This window comes from Thermomicrobiales bacterium, assembly GCA_023954495.1.
Taxonomy (GTDB): domain Bacteria; phylum Chloroflexota; class Chloroflexia; order Thermomicrobiales; family CFX8; genus JAMLIA01.
Genome location: JAMLIA010000021.1, coordinates 17,979 through 33,076, shown reverse-complemented (window position 1 = coordinate 33,076; position 15,098 = coordinate 17,979). Strand labels below are relative to the sequence as shown.

Below are 15,098 nucleotides of genomic sequence, written 5' to 3'. Positions count from 1 at the left end.
GAGATGTCCTTGTCGAGAGCGCTCTCCTGCGTCCGGATGCCTTGAACGGGTGGGAGATCTTTCGCGTGCGCGCTCAAGATGACAGGTGAAGAGGATGGCTGCCGGACCGAGACGCTTCCATTGCTGGTGCCAGCAATCCGCCAACCGCAATATTCGGCGCGGCAAGCTGGATCTGCAGCCGCCCGCTTCCCCTGTCTTTGAGTGCGTTGTCAATGTCAAGTTGTCCAACCGGCAGCCACCATCTTCACCTGTCATCTTGAGCGCGCACGCGAAAGATCTCCCACTCGTTCGACACATCCGGACACAGGAGAGCGTTCCCGCGTGCGCGATACATCGTTCCAGTTGCTTGGTTGACCACCGAAGATTACATATTGGTCGCCAGGTGTGCAGCCATTCCAACCCTACCCGTGATATTGTTCACACGCTCTCTATGCCATACCCGGTATCACAGCTTTGCAAAGATTTTCGCGTTCTCCGAGGTATTGACAAGCATGCACACCCATGTGATGCTGCCGCCTGCGTCGCCTTGAAACCAGCAACATTCGTGAGTCGGGATCAGGAAGCTTGTACGTGTCACTGACACCGCAAGCACTCGGATAGCTGTTTTCACCCGCGCCTGCGGAGTCCCCTGTCTCCCGTCATTGGTGTCGCTCGGTGTCTTAACGATCGCATCGCCTCAATGCTGAGGACGCTCGCGCTGCCGCGAGCCAGCGCAATGCCGCTCATCACATGCCCAACGAATGTGCAGGTGCATCTCGGTTGATCGTGCCCAGATCGACATATTCGGCATACGCGCAACGTGAAAGGAACGCGGATACCTGCGGCAGATCGAAGCGGTTTGAGGGACCGTGTATGTGGCATTGAGGGGAATGAAACAGTGGGAACGAAACCAGCCATCGGCTTCGTCTACGACGATCGCTATCTCCAGCACAACCCGGGTCTGCAGACTGCCTGGGGATCAGGCAGACAGGTGCCGTTCGTTGAGCCAACCATGCACCCGTCGAACTATCGCCTCGTCATGCGGACGAAGCATCTGGTCGACATGACTGGACTGTCGAAGGATCTGACACAGATCGCGGCCAGTCCGGCGCAGGAATCGGACATCACCGTCTATCACACGCCGGAGTACGTCGAGCGCGTGAAGCAGATCTGCGCTGAGGGTGGCGGGGACACTGGCGAGGGTGCCCCGGCCAGCCCCGATTCGTATGACATCGCGCTGCTGGCCGCCGGTGGCGGCATGGCCGCAGTCGATGCCGTTGTCGAAGGGAGCGTCCGACGCGCGTTTGCCAACATCCGCCCACCGGGCCACCACGCCATGGCCGAAAAAGGCATGGGCTTCTGTATCTTCAACAACGTTGTTATCGCCGCCCGGCACGCACAGAACCGCCACGGACTGAAGCGGGTCATGGTGCTCGACTGGGATGTCCACGACGGCAACGGGACGCAGGACGCGTTCTATGACGATCCGAATGTGCTGTTCGTCTCGTTGCATCAGGATCAACTCTACCCGCCGGGCTTCGGTGAGATCGCCCAGACCGGCAGCGGCGCGGGCGAGGGCTATACCGTCAACGTCGCGCTGCCGCCGGGCAGTGGCGATGCGACCTATCTGGCCGCGTTCGAGCGGATCATTCGTCCGATCGCCGACGAGTTCAATCCGGAGATTGTCCTCGTCTCAGCCGGGCAGGACGCCAGTACGATGGACCCGCTCGGGCGCATGTGCGTGACGACCGAGGGGTATCGGCGCATGACGCAGGCGATGATCGACATCGCCGAGCAGCACGCCAACGGACGTCTCGTCATCCTGCAGGAGGGCGGCTACAGCGAGCTGTACGGGCCCTATTGCACGCTGGCGATCGTCGAGACGCTGGCCGAACAGCGCACGAATATTGACGAGCCATTGGCGCTGGAGGGACTCAAGAACCAGCCGCAGTACAGCACGGTCGGGGAGAGCGGCGAGGCCGCCATCGCCAGGATCCGGGACGCGCAAAAGGCCTATTGGAAATCCCTGTCGTAGCCACCGAACACCATCGCACAGATGTGAGGAGCTAACCTGTGGAACTCCACACCTTGTCGTCACACCGGATAACACGCCGTACGATGCTCCGGCTGGGTGCACTCGCCAGCATCAGCAGCGTCGTCCTGCCAGGCCTGCTGGCCGCCTGCGGTGGCGACGACGACTTTGGCAATAACACCAACACGAATCCCGGCAGCACGCCCGCCGCAGAAGCAACAGCACCGCAGGGCGAAGCTGAGGCCGGAGACCCGAAGTCGGGCGGCACACTCGTCTGGGGCATGGGCGGCGACGCCGACGCGCTCGATCCACACACAACCAACGCCTGGGCAGCCTGGCGACAGTCGACGATGATGTACGAGAGCCTCGTCCGGAAAGATCTCTCCGTCACCGAAGGCACCCCGGAGATCGTCCCGCTGCTCGCCGAGAGCTGGGAAGCGACCGAGGACGGGCTGACCTGGACGTTCAAGCTGCGTGAAGGCGTGAAGTTTCACGACGGCACTGACTTCGATTCCGCCGCGGTCATGGCGAACTACGAGCGCATGTCGGTGGCAGATTCGAAGTTCTATTACGAGACCGCCTGGCACGGGCAGTTCGCGTTTCAGTATGCGACCGAGGTGACAGCGCCGGATGCATTCACCTGGACGATCACGCACGATCGACCGGTCGCCGAGTTCCTGTCGACCATCGGCGACTACTACTGGTTCGGCATCGCCAGCCCGACGCAGATCGAGAAGGTCGGCAACGAGAACCTGGCGGCCAACCCGTCCGGCACCGGACCGTTCCGCTTTGTCGAGCGCGTCGAGGGACAGCGGACCAAGTTCGAGCGCAACGAGGATTACTGGGGCGAGAAAGCCTATCTCGATGAAGTCATCATCCGCCCGATCCTGGAAGATCAGGCGCGTGTCGTCGCCCTGCAAACGGGCGAGATCGACCTGATGAGTGACCCGCCGCCCGACGTCATCCAGAGCCTCATCGACGAGGGGTTCACCCTGTCGGACGGCATGACGCCACAGGTCGCCTACTACCGGTTCCAGTTCCGCAACGAATATGGCAAGGACGTGCGCATTCGCCAGGCGATCAGCTACGCGATCAACCGCGAGGCGATCGCGCGCGACCTGTTTCGCGACTCGGCGATCCCGGCCTACGGCCTGCTCTCTCCGGGTGCGCCGGCCTACGATCCGGACTGGAAGCCGTTCCCCTACGATCCCGACAAGGCGCGCGAGCTGCTCGCCGAAGCCGGTTACCCGGATGGCTTCAAGACGAAACTGCTGGGCGTTCCAACAGCTTCAGGCTGGCCACAAGCCGGGGCGGTCGCGCAGTTCATCAAGGACAACCTCGCGGAGGTTGGCATCGACCTTGAGCTGGAGCTGACCGAGTGGGTCACCTACCTCGGCATCATCTTCCGCGAGCGCACCGACATGATCATGTGGGGCACCGCCTGGGGTATGCCGACGAACTTCTTTGTCAATATCCAGGCCGAGTCGCGCTATCGCTCCGAGCAGGACGCCGGGGATGCGGGCTACACCAACCGTGAGAACCCGAACGTGGAGCTGGACGAGTTCCTCGTCGCCGGCTCGGAGGCCACGGATACCGCCACGTCGAACGAGCTGTATCGCAAGGCCAACGAGAAGGCCATGGTCGAAGACTGTGCCTTCGTGGCCATCACCCACGACAAGCTGCCGCATCTGATGAAGCCCTCGTTGAAGGGATTCGTCCACTCGGTCAACGTCAACTATGACCTGACCAAGCTCTGGATCGACGAATAGCCATGCCGGTGCGCATCGCAGATGCGGTGCGCACCGAACATCCAGACGGAAAGGTCGTGTGACGTATGGGCAGATACATCATTCGTCGACTCATCGCAACGGTCGCCGTCCTGTTCGGCGTCTCCATCCTGATCTTCACGATCGTCCATCTCACACCCGGAGACGCGGCGCGGGCACAGTTGCCGTCTAACGCGCCGGAAGATCAGATTCAGCAGATTCGTCGGGCCATGGGCCTCGACAAGCCGATGCCGGTCCAGTACTTCTACTGGCTGCGCAACGCGGTGCAGGGTGACTTCGGGCGCTCGTACCAGCATCGCATCAGCGCGTTCGGCATCGTGAAGGATCGCTTCCCGAATACGGTCATCCTCGCCGGATCATCACTGGTCGTTGCAGTCGTCATCGGCCTGACAGTCGGTGTCATCGCCGGCACGAGACCGAACTCACGGACCGATCGGACAGCGACGATCCTCGGGATCATCGGTGCCAGCCTGCCGTCGTTCTGGCTGGCGATCATGCTGCTGATCATCTTCTCGCTGAAGCTGGGCTGGTTCCCGGCAGTTGGCATGTACGACGTTCGTGGTGACGGCGGATTGGGAGATCTCGCCCGCCACCTGGTGCTGCCCACCGTCGCGACAGCGGCAGTACCGGCGGCCGTCATCGCACGGCAGGTGCGCTCGTCGATCCTGGAGATCATGAATCTCGATTTTGTGCGGACGGCACGCGCGAAGGGGCTGGCCGAGCACGTCGTCGTCCTGCGCCACGCACTGCGCAACGCGATGCCGACGTTCATCACGATCGTTGCGCTGCAGGCCGGGTATCTGCTGGGCGGGTCGCTCATCACTGAGGTGGTCTTCTCCTGGCCGGGGATGGGCCAGCAGCTCTACACGAGCATCGGCGCGCGGGATGTGCCGGTCATCATGACGATCACTGTCCTCATCGCGCTCGTCTTCACGTCCCTGAACTTGCTCGCCGATGTCCTCCAGGGGGTCATCGATCCGCGCATCCGATTGATGTAGGAGGAGGACATGCGTGAGCATTAGCTCTAGTCGTAGCGCAACCATCGAGGATGATGATCGCGACGCGCGCGCGCTCGTCTCCGACACTCTTCGACCCTCGCAGTCCGGCTGGCGCGCCGCGCTGCGCGGGTTTTCGCAGGACAAGGCCGCAGTGGCTGGGGCAATCGTCATCCTCTTGATTGCACTGGCGGCGATCTTCGCACCAATCATCAGTCCCTATAACCCGATCACCAGCGACTCGACGATGCGGCTCAAGTCGATGGGCACCGAGGGCCACATCCTCGGGCTGGACTTTCAGGGACGCGACATGCTGAGCCGCCTGATCTGGGGCGGGCGTGTCTCGCTGCCGAACGCGCTGATCCCGGTCGCGATCGCATCGGTCATCAGCCTGTTCCTCGGCCTGACCGCCGGGTATCTCGGCGGATTCATCGATACGATCATCATGCGCTTGATGGACGTGCTCTTCGCCCTGCCGAGCGTGATCCTCGCGATTGCGATCGCCGCCGCGATGGGCCCGGGATCACGCTCGGTGATTCTGGCTACGACGCTGGTAACGATCGCGCCGCTCACCCGGATGACGTACACGGCGACGCGCGAGCAGGCCCACTCGGAGTACGTCACTGCCGCCCGCGCGATCGGTGCGCCGTTTACCAGCATCATTGGCCGGCACATGCTGCCGAACGTGATGGCACCCGTGCTGGTCTATGCCACCACAATCATCGGTCTGCTCGTCGTGTTCACCGCCAGCCTGAGCTTTCTCGGGCTGGGTGTGTCGCCACCGACGGCCGAGTGGGGCCTGATGGTTGACGAGGGCCGCCGCGTACTCAGCGTCGCGCCGCACGTCTCGTCGCTGCCGGGCGTCATCATCGCCATCACTGCACTGTGCTTCAACCTGATCGGTGATGGCCTCCGCTACGCTCTGGACCCACGGCAACGTCGGGTATAGCGATCGGCTGCGCCCGTCAACGGCGACGGGTGTGGCCAGAGCGCAACGGCGCGCTCATCTCGCTCAATAGAAATAGCCCGCGACGATCTTGCCAGTTGGATCAATCAGGTAGCCGGAGTCACCGCCGTTGTTCCAGACCGCTCCCGTCCGACCCCAAAAGATGTCCGTTCCGGTGTTCAAGCCCTTGGCGACGTGGAGTCGGAGAGACGCCCCGGGCAGCAGCACGACATCCGGGAAGGTGAAGGTGGTGCCGGACTCGTCGCGCACCTGCCAGCCTTCCAGATGGATCGTGACCTCATCGTAGTTGCGGATCAGGACGTACTCATACTCCGCACCTGCTTCCCAACTCGGGTCCGGCAGGATGTAGTCGATGCGCAGATCGCCGGTGCTGACCTTGGCCGGCTCCGGCGTCTCTCCTGCCTGCCCGTAGCGCCAGGTGAGGTAATGCAGGCCGATGTTACCGGCTTCGACCTGCCACTCCGGCGCGTTCAGCGGTGTGTAGGTCAGGCAGCGCCGCTCGAAGCACTGCATCAGCACATTCTGCTGAACACCGCCGACCAGCACCTGGCTCCAGTACGCATCGCTGATCGGGTAGCCGGTCGCGTAGAACGGGTTCTCGAAGAGCGCTTCCTGCGCGTAGACGCCATCCTCATAGATAACGCCTTCGCTCTGCATAAACGCCCAGAAGGGGCTCGCGACCCAGTGAGCAGTCTGCGCAACCCACTCGGCATCTGTCGCGCCCCACTGCGCCAGCGCCGGATCCGCGCCGACCTGACCATCGCGGGTAAGCGTCGCGACGATCGACGCACCAGCCTCAGTCCGGCGAACATCGAGCAGCGTTGCGAAGGTCGCGTAGGTCGGCCCGTTCGGGTCATCGGCATCGCCAGCGACGTTCACGACAGCCGGATCACGCACCAGCCAGGCGCGGTCGCCGACCGCCATGTGGCCCGAGATCAGTTCGCTGGCCAGCAGCCCGTTCGTCACGTACCACGGCGACGAGCGATCGGCGTTGCGGTCGTTGATCTCCATGCGGGATTTGTCGAAGTACTGGACGAGGCGATGCCCGCCGGGAGCCTCAGCGTACGGCTCAGTCAGCAATTCCGACGCGGCCAGCGGACCCCACATCCAGGTGCGCGATGTCTGGTAGGTGACCAGCGGCATGTCGGTGCGTGCCCAGGTGCGGTTGAAGGCAGTGTGCTCGATTGGCGCAGCCGCGGCGCTGGGCACGAGCAACACGGTGATTGCCAGCAACAACAGACCGACCACAGCCCGACGACATGACGCCATGCTCGCGCGCTCCCTTCGCCTGTTTCAGTGCGCAGATCGTCGCAGTTGGGCAACGCATCGTCAACAGTTACCGAGAATGGGCGTATGATTGCGATCTTGACCGCCGTGCCGTGGGGGCGGGGTGGTCAGTCAGGGTTACTCGGGCAGCGGGGGTAACGTGCAGCAGATCAAGCGTTTTTCAGAACTTTCATCACCAGCAGCGCATCGCGGATTCTTCCTCATGGCGATCATGACGCTCTGCTTCGGGCTGGCGATGTCTATTCAAGAAAACATAGTAACCAATTATTTCGAGGACGTTCTCAATCTCCAAGGGCCACAATTTGGTTATATCACTGCCATTCGCGAAGTGCCAGGCTTCCTGCTCATCTTCCTGACCGCCATCTTCTATCGCATGTCAGTTCCACGCCTGACCTCAATGATGCTGGTCGTGATGGGCGTCGGCTACATGCTCTTCGGTCTGTCGAACTCGTTCTGGACCGTCGCGCCGTGGGTCATCATCTCGTCGATGGGCTATCACACCGTCCTGCAGACCCAATACGCGCTGGGCATGAGCCTGACGACCGAGCGTCGCAGCGGCAGCATCCTGGGCAAGATGGGCGCGATCAATAGCGCCGGCGCGTTGATTGCAATGGTGATGGTCTTTCTGGTCTTCTACTTCGATCTGCTCTCGTTCCGGCCCATGTTCATCATCGCCGGCATCTTCGGCATCCTCGCCGCCATTGCGATCTACAACTTCCCCAATCTGCATGACGGCGAGGAGCGCGCATTCCTTGGCAGACGCGACCCAATCGTCTTCCGCAAGCCATACAAGATGTACTACTACCTCTGTATGCTCGACGGCGGTCGGCAGCAGATCTTCTTCTCGTTCGGCCTCTGGGTACTCGTCCACCAATACCATCTCGGTGTGCCGGAGATTTCGGCGCTGCTGATCGCCGTACGAACCGGTGGGATGTTTGCCAGCCCGGCGATCGGTCGGATGATCGACACCTTCGGCGAGAAGCGCATGCTCTCGATGGTCAACATCGCCTACGTGCTGGCGCTCGGCGGCTACGCGCTGGTCGACAACGTCTACATCGCCAGCCTGTCATACGTCGCCTACTCATTCATCATGCCGCTCTCGTCGATCGGCTCGGCGACCTACCTGCGCAAGATTGCCGTGACCAACGAGATCGCGCCGTCGCTGGCGATGGGTGTCACGCTGCAACACACCGCCGCGATCATCGTGCCGGTCTCAACCGGTTTCATCCTGAACTATGTCGGCTATCAGGTGCCATTCCTGATCGCCTGCGGCTTCGCCATCTTCACCTTCTTCCTGACCCTGCGGCTCGATCCGATCTCCCAGAAATCGCCGGGCAGAATCGCCGAAGACAGGGAGCGTGCGCTGGAGCTGGAACAGGCCGGAACTGCGCTCGGGGTGGTGAAGTGACGCGGTGGTGAGTAGTCTGCCCTGAGTAAGTCGTCAGCACCAATGTTTCCAAGTGGCAGCATTTCAGTGAATCTGTCAGGCGAGTGAGCCGCTACCGATACGTTCGTAGGGAAATGACCCGGAGATATTTGCGCACGATCCACGCACATTGCGCACGTGGAAATGTAGGGGCGTATTGCATACGCCCCTACATTTTGAGGCCGACCTGGTGTCAATTCGCCGAGATCGTTGTCCCCCTGTACGGGAGGGATCGCCTCACGACGATGGACAAGCCGGGTCATGTCTCTACGATGGGTTTGCGGGCCGTCTATTCTGCGGCGTTCTGCACATCCACAACGGAGGGTCGCCTCAGTCGAACACAATCAGGCCACGGCCGGCATCGCCACGGTCGAGCGCGGCGTAGGCTTCGTTGATCTCGTCGAGCGGATAGCGGCGGGTCACCAGGCTCTCGAGGTCGACCTTGCCGGCTTTGGCCAGCGTCAGAAGGCGCGGCATGTCAATCGAGACGCGCGCCGAGCCGTAGAAGCTGCCCTTCAACTTCTTCTCGGTCAGGGCGATCATACGGGCATCGATCTCGGCCACGACGCCATCTGGAGCCATGCCGGCAACCACCGCCGTGCCGCCCGGGCGGAGGCAGTCGAACGCCACCCTGACGGTCGGCCCGGTCCCAAGCGCCTCGAAGGCGTAGTCGACACCACCGCCGGTCAGCTCACGAATGCGCCGAACCGGATCGGCTTCGCGGGCGTCGACATCATCGGTCGCGCCAAATCGTCGCGCCAGCTCCAGCTTCGGCTCGCTGATGTCGACCGCGATGATCTGGGACGCGTTCGCCAGCCTGGCACCCTGGACGATGTTCAGCCCAACGCCACCGCAGCCGATGACGGCGACGGTGCTGCCCGGCTCAACACCGGCAGTATTGATCACCGCGCCGATTCCGGTCGTCACCGAGCAGCCGACCAACGCTGCCATCTCCAGCGAGACATCGGACGGAATCGGTATCGCCGCGCTCTCGTGAACGACCGCATACTCGGCCATCGTGGCGGTGCGGGCGAAATGATAGACGGGCTGCCCGCCGCTGGAGAGACGCGTGCCGCCACCCGGCAGCGTTCCGGCTGGATAGCCGCGCATCGTCTCGCAGAGATGCGGCTGTCCGGCGACGCAGTAGCGACACTGGCCGCAGTTCGGCGCAAAGGAGAGGATGACCGGATCGCCCGGCGCGACCCGAGTCACTCCGGGGCCGACGGCCTCGACCGTACCGGACGCCTCGTGCCCGAGCACCATCGGCAGCGGCATGCGCCATTCGCCGTTGATCGCGTGCAGATCACTGCGGCAGACGCCGCTGGCGGCGATCCGGACGAGTACCTCGCTGTCCCGCGGATCGTCGAGGTCGACCTGCTCAACACGGATCGGCTGGTTCGGTTCGTAGAGAACACCGGCCATGATCGTCCGCATCGGGGCGCTCCATTCCCATTCAGTTGCTCGATACATGCATCGTGAAGGAGAGCAGGGCGGCTGTCAATGGACCGGCGCTGCTCAGGTCAGGCGCGGGCTGAGCCGAACGCGAGCGGCTGAGCGCGCTGGGCAAGCGTCACGGTCAACCAGAACATGACCAGCGCGTTGACAGCGTGCAGCGCTGCCATCGTACCGATGTCGGACAGCGCGAATGGATACTGCATGCCATACAACATGAATACGACAAACGCGAGGCCAACAAGCAGCCAGGGCAGACGGCCAAGGACGGCGAAGATCACAAGCAGGACGGTCAGTGAACCAATCATCTGGCCGAACGAAACATGGTCCGGCCAGCGCGTAGGATCATCAAATACACTGATGCCTGCAAGAAACACCTGACCAACGACCGCCAGAGCATAGAGCCAGGCCGTAATGACAAAGCCAATCCGCGACCAGCGGGCAAGTGGGTGCGTTGGGGAGATCACGACGACAGTAATCCTTTCCTGGAAGATCGACTTGACGCGACACTCGCGCAAGCCGCAGCCAACGGTACCTGTGATACATGACAGCGTGGTGAAGTCGTAGGATCTTCCGCAAGACACGCGGTGTGGATAGCCAATGCGAAAGGAACCCAACATGCCTGCAACCGTAATCGTTCGCGGCACAGCCGTCACCTACACCCAACCCGACGAAGTGACGCTGACCATCGTCATCGGATATCGGGATAGAGCGGCAGCCAACGCGCTGGCAACCGTTGCTGAGCGATCGACAGAGCTCAACGCGATTCTCGACGATCTCGCCATCGCGCCAGAACGCCGCACGACGACCGGCGCGACCGTCAGCGAAGCAACGGAGTGGGACGAAACGTCCCGCAAGCAGGTTCACCGTGGCTACGACGCCACCAACCGCATCCAACTGCGGCTGAACGATCCCGCGCCGATCGGCAAGCTGATGAGTGACGCGGTCGCGCGATCTGGTGCGACGATCCAGGGACCGAACTGGAGCATTGCGCTCGACAATCCTGCCCGACTCGAAGCCTGCCGGCTGGCCGCCCAGAATGCACAGGCACGCGCCGACGCGTACGCCACAGCGCTGGGTGCCCGGCTCGGCGTCATCATCAGCATCGCCGAGCCGGGCCTGTCCTACGAGCCAGTCGAGCGCCCGATGAAGGCGTACGCGATGGCACGCACGATGTCGGACGCACCTGAGCTGGAAGTCAGCGCCGGCGAGATGGCGATCCAGGCGTCGGTCGTTGTCACGTACGCGGTCGAACAGGGCTAGACGGTCAGCGCAAAAGGCCATCTATCACACCGACAAGGTTGGCGAGCGCGAAAGGGTCCCAGCGGATGAGACACGGCGAGCCACATTGGTGGCAGACTGGCGTCGTCTATCAGGTCTATCCACGCAGCTTCCAGGATAGCAACGGCGATGGCGTCGGCGATTTGCGCGGCGTCGTTCAGCGCCTCGACTACTTGCACGAGACGCTCGGCATCGACGCGATCTGGCTCTCGCCCTTCTACCCATCACCGATGGCCGATTTCGGCTACGACGTGTCGAACTACACCGACGTCGACCCGCTCTTCGGCGATCTCGCTACGTTCGATGAGCTGGTCAGCGAGGCGCACGCGCGCTGCATGCAGATCATCATCGACTACGTACCGAACCACTGCTCCGATCAGCACCCGTGGTTCATCGAGTCCCGCTCGTCGCGCACAAACTCGAAGCGCGACTGGTTCATCTGGGCCGATGCGCGGCCAGACGGCTCCCCGCCGACCAACTGGATCGGGCCGTTCGGCGGCTCGACGTGGACGTGGGACGAGGCGACCGGCCAGTACTACCTGCACATCTTCCTGACCGAACAGCCGGATCTGAACTGGCGCAACCCGGAAGTGCGCGACGCCATGCTGAATGTCCTGCGCTTCTGGCTGGAGCGCGGCGTCGATGGCTTCCGGATCGATGCGCTCCACAACCTGATGAAGGACCCTGAGCTGCGCGACAACCCGCCCCACGAGGGCACACTGGCGACCCACCGCACGCACGGCGAGGAGTTCGATCGCCAGCAGCACATCTACGAGTTCGATCTGGACGACATCCACGAGCCTGTCCGCGCCATGCGCTCCGTGCTGGACGAGTACGAGGCGATCAGTCCGCGCGTGGCGATCGGCGAACTGCACATCTTCGATCTGCAGCGCTGGGTGCGCTACTACGGCGACGCGCTCGACGAGCTGCAATTGCCGTTCAACTTCGGCCTGCTGAACACGCCCTGGAACGCAGCCGCCGTGCGCGCGCTTGTCGATGCGATCGAGGCGGCGATCCCGACTGGCGGCTGGCCGAACTACGTCATGGGCAACCACGACGAGCCACGGATCGTGTCACGCATCGGCGCAGCTCAGGCGCGGGTGGCGATGATGCTGCTCCTGACGCTGCGCGGCACGCCGACGCTCTACTACGGCGACGAGCTCGGCATGCGCGACGCCATCGTGCCGCCCGATCGCATGCAGGACCCATGGGGCATCCGCATGAACGACGCGCAGTTCAGCCGCGACCCGGCGCGTGCACCGATGTCCTGGGATGCAAGCCCGAACGGCGGCTTCTGCCCGGTCGGTGTCAAGCCGTGGCTGCCCTTCGCACCCGACCTCGACACAACCAACGTCGCCGCCCAGATGGCCGATCCGCGCTCGATACTGCACCTGACCCGCACGCTGCTACAGATCCGTCGCTCCAGCCCGGCACTGAACGTCGGGACCTACCAGCCAGCCGACGACGTACCAGACGGCGTCTACGCCTACCGCCGCTCGTCCGGCGACGACCGCTACCTGATCCTGCTCAGCTTCATCGACCAGCCAACGGCCATTCACCTACCCGACCTCCACGATGCAAAGATCATGCTATCGACCAGCATGGACCGCGACGGGCGGGTTGATAGGGGAGAAGTGGAGTTGCGGGGGCACGAAGGGGTGGTGGCACGGCTGGGGTGACGGGGCGGCCCTCTTCTCTCCCGGACAGTTTCAGAATTGCCATCGACAGACCCAGCGTCCGGCAAGGAAGCGGAAGGGGAGCGCGGGGAGGAGGAGATGATCGAGCCGATCGCGCATCCAGCGGCGACCCAGCCGCACCACGCTCAGATCGCGGCGATCGGCCCGATCGAACTGGCGACGCTTGCCAGCACGAATCACCTGTTGCCCGAGCAGATGACACCACCAGGCTGCCAGGAAGACGGCCAGTAGCAGCCGGTTGAGACGGTTGCGCTCACCCACCCGACTCCCTTCGAGCCGCCAGCCACGCGATTTGCAGTCCTCGTAGAACGCTTCGACCTGCGTCCGACGCCGATACTCCGCCACCCGTGCCGGACCCGCCTCCCGATCGGACAGCAGGAGCCAGGGTGCCTGATAGCGGTGCGGCCAGACGATGGTCAACGCAGCCTCCCGCCAACCGTGATCCCGGAAGACGGCGACGGTTCCCTGCCAACGCTGCCCACGTCCGGCCACCAGATCCCATGCCGGACAGATGGTGCCGTCGGCTAGTCGGACATGGACGCCCTGATGCGCATCGACACTCAGGCGCATGACATAGTGCCATCCCAGATCCCGACACAGATCGATGATCGCCACGCTGGTCAGGCCGCGATCGACCAGCAGAGTGACGGTCGTGTCGGGCGGCATGACGGCCGCGACCCGACTGCACAAGCGGCGCAGATAGCGCTGGTTCGACTGTGGCCAGGTCGTCTGCGCGGGCACGATGTGCCAGGCGACGGGCAGCACGCGCCGGTGGACGACGATCCCCAGGACGAGCAGTGTCTGCCGGGTGTCGTAGGGCGTTGGATCAAAGACCAGCGTGACGTCACGTTGCCCGAGGCGGGCCAGCAACGCACCGAGCAACACCTGCCAGGTGGGGGCAACGACCATCTGACGATTGGCGAGCCAGCGGCGCAGACGCCGTTCGGTTGACAGATCCTGGACGGCAAGGGGCAGCGCGGCCGCGATGCGGATCAAGGTGGTCGATTCCGCCCAGATCAGGCCGAGGGTCAGTAAGGCCAGGACCCGGACGCGGGTCACGCGCAGATCGGGCAGGAGTTGGTGGAGTTGGATGGTCCAGATGTGCAACAGTTTGAGGCGGGTCTGCATGGGATGTCCTTTCGTGATGAGCGCTGTGGTCAACACCAGTCACTCAGCACATTGGATTCCTAGCAGACCCTTTTCTCAAACTGTCCGGGAGAGAAGGTAGAGACCTGGAGTGAACCCCAAATAGCGATTGGGACAGGGCAGGGGGGTGAGGGCCGCCGCTCGTTGACTCCCCTCGCCGGCTCAATGAGCGCGTCCCAGCAAGATGCGCGACTCATCTTCGCGCTGATCTGTCTGGCCGGCGTTGCCGAAGCCGGAGAAGTTGCAGGGCGTCAGCATACGAACGGCGCTCGTCGGTATAGACGGTCAGGATGTAGGCCGGGCTGCCATCCGGGGCAAAGATGATGCCGGCGTCGTTGTTGTTCCGCGCGCCGGTGCCGGTCTTGTGGGCGACCTTGGTGCCGTGTGGCAGTTTGGCCGGCAGGCGCTGGCGCAACTTCTGCCAGCTCAGGATGTTCATCGCCAGCTGGCACAGCTCGGGCGTGCAGCCCATCGTCGCGGCGGCTTCCGCGTCGGTCGTGCCCTTCAGAATGCGATCGAGAATCAGGCCGACGTCGTTGGCTGTCGTCGCGTTGGTCGCATCAACGGCGTGATCGCGGGCGATGCCGTCCGGGATCGAATGGCGATGCGTCGTGCCGACCATGCCGATCGAATGGCTCAGCTCGTTGATCTTGTCCAGCCCGACTGTGTCCGCGACGGTGCCTGTGCAGACGTTGTCGGAGACGATGATCATCAGCACCAGCGCATCGCGGAACGGGATCTTCGTCGGGGCAGTCAGATGCTGATACACGCCGGAATTGGTGTACTGATACTTCGTCGTCAGCTCAAGCGGTTGATCGAGGCTGAGAATGCCCTCGTTCACTTGTTTCAGCGCCGTCATCAGAATCGCGATCTTGCGCGTGCTGGCCGACGGCACGACGGTATCACCGTTGCGGTTGGCTTCCGCGCCGGTGCGCAGGTCCTTGAGATACCAGCCGGTCCAGTACGGCTGGTCGTCGCAGATCGCGTTCAGCCGTTGTACGAGTTCGTCCATACGCCTGACTCCTCCTTCAAATTGGTCGTGACGGGGT

The 15,098-nt window shown here is 63.0% G+C and carries 12 protein-coding genes; 7 read left to right on the top strand and 5 right to left on the bottom strand.

The genetic code is table 11. The annotated features are described in order from the left end of the window. The first annotated feature begins 877 nt into the window (after positions 1-877). The 4 genes from M9890_06175 (at position 878) to M9890_06160 (ending at position 5,742) form a co-directional block, all read left to right on the top strand. Complete coding sequence (locus tag M9890_06175) at positions 878-2,014, top strand: class II histone deacetylase (protein ID MCO5176542.1); 1,137 nt, start codon at positions 878-880, stop codon at positions 2,012-2,014. A 38-nt stretch (positions 2,015-2,052) separates the two neighbouring features. Further along, complete coding sequence (locus M9890_06170) at positions 2,053-3,780, top strand: ABC transporter substrate-binding protein (protein ID MCO5176541.1); 1,728 nt, start codon at positions 2,053-2,055, stop codon at positions 3,778-3,780. A gap of 65 nt (positions 3,781-3,845) precedes the next feature. After that, positions 3,846-4,796, top strand: a complete 951-nt coding sequence (locus tag M9890_06165) for an ABC transporter permease (GenBank protein ID MCO5176540.1) — start codon at positions 3,846-3,848, stop codon at positions 4,794-4,796. 13 nt (positions 4,797-4,809) lie between these two features. Continuing rightward, complete coding sequence (locus M9890_06160; protein MCO5176539.1) at positions 4,810-5,742, top strand: ABC transporter permease; 933 nt, start codon at positions 4,810-4,812, stop codon at positions 5,740-5,742. A 63-nt stretch (positions 5,743-5,805) separates the two neighbouring features. Here M9890_06160 and M9890_06155 read toward each other — a convergent pair whose 3' ends face one another. After that, a complete protein-coding gene (locus M9890_06155) occupies positions 5,806-7,029 on the bottom strand; it encodes a lamin tail domain-containing protein (GenBank protein MCO5176538.1) in 1,224 nt (407 codons plus the stop codon). A 157-nt stretch (positions 7,030-7,186) separates the two neighbouring features. Here M9890_06155 and M9890_06150 point away from each other — a divergent pair, with 157 nt between their 5' ends. Further along, positions 7,187-8,455, top strand: coding sequence for an MFS transporter (locus M9890_06150; GenBank protein ID MCO5176537.1), 1,269 nt, complete (start codon positions 7,187-7,189; stop codon positions 8,453-8,455). Positions 8,456-8,803: 348 nt separating this feature from the next. Here M9890_06150 and M9890_06145 read toward each other — a convergent pair whose 3' ends face one another. Both M9890_06145 and M9890_06140 read right to left on the bottom strand, forming a co-directional pair. Next, complete coding sequence (locus tag M9890_06145; GenBank protein ID MCO5176536.1) at positions 8,804-9,907, bottom strand: Zn-dependent alcohol dehydrogenase; 1,104 nt, start codon at positions 9,905-9,907, stop codon at positions 8,804-8,806. An 86-nt stretch (positions 9,908-9,993) separates the two neighbouring features. Further along, positions 9,994-10,392 (bottom strand): DUF6220 domain-containing protein, encoded by a 399-nt coding sequence (locus tag M9890_06140; GenBank protein MCO5176535.1) that lies wholly within the window; start codon positions 10,390-10,392, stop codon positions 9,994-9,996. A gap of 151 nt (positions 10,393-10,543) precedes the next feature. On the opposite strand from M9890_06140, the gene M9890_06135 reads away from it, so the two are divergent. Together M9890_06135 and M9890_06130 are read left to right on the top strand one after the other, a co-directional pair. Next, complete coding sequence (locus M9890_06135) at positions 10,544-11,188, top strand: SIMPL domain-containing protein (GenBank protein ID MCO5176534.1); 645 nt, start codon at positions 10,544-10,546, stop codon at positions 11,186-11,188. A gap of 65 nt (positions 11,189-11,253) precedes the next feature. After that, complete coding sequence (locus M9890_06130) at positions 11,254-12,885, top strand: alpha-amylase family glycosyl hydrolase (GenBank protein ID MCO5176533.1); 1,632 nt, start codon at positions 11,254-11,256, stop codon at positions 12,883-12,885. A 30-nt stretch (positions 12,886-12,915) separates the two neighbouring features. Here M9890_06130 and M9890_06125 read toward each other — a convergent pair whose 3' ends face one another. Beyond that, a complete protein-coding gene (locus M9890_06125; protein MCO5176532.1) occupies positions 12,916-14,031 on the bottom strand; it encodes a transposase in 1,116 nt (371 codons plus the stop codon). A 211-nt stretch (positions 14,032-14,242) separates the two neighbouring features. Continuing rightward, positions 14,243-15,061, bottom strand: a complete 819-nt coding sequence (locus M9890_06120; protein MCO5176531.1) for a class A beta-lactamase-related serine hydrolase — start codon at positions 15,059-15,061, stop codon at positions 14,243-14,245. Positions 15,062-15,098: the final 37 nt, after the last annotated feature.

Bases quoted from the DNA above. Each gene is read 5' to 3' on its own strand.
- M9890_06135 (MCO5176534.1), top strand. From the start codon at position 10,544: ATGCCTGCAACCGTAATCGTTCGCGGCACAGCCGTCACCTACACCCAA.
- M9890_06165 (MCO5176540.1), top strand. From the start codon at position 3,846: ATGGGCAGATACATCATTCGTCGACTCATCGCAACGGTCGCCGTCCTG.
- M9890_06130 (MCO5176533.1), top strand. From the start codon at position 11,254: ATGAGACACGGCGAGCCACATTGGTGGCAGACTGGCGTCGTCTATCAG.
- M9890_06145 (MCO5176536.1), bottom strand. From the start codon at position 9,907: ATGCGGACGATCATGGCCGGTGTTCTCTACGAACCGAACCAGCCGATC.
- M9890_06120 (MCO5176531.1), bottom strand. From the start codon at position 15,061: ATGGACGAACTCGTACAACGGCTGAACGCGATCTGCGACGACCAGCCG.
- M9890_06155 (MCO5176538.1), bottom strand. From the start codon at position 7,029: ATGGCGTCATGTCGTCGGGCTGTGGTCGGTCTGTTGTTGCTGGCAATC.
- M9890_06125 (MCO5176532.1), bottom strand. From the start codon at position 14,031: ATGCAGACCCGCCTCAAACTGTTGCACATCTGGACCATCCAACTCCAC.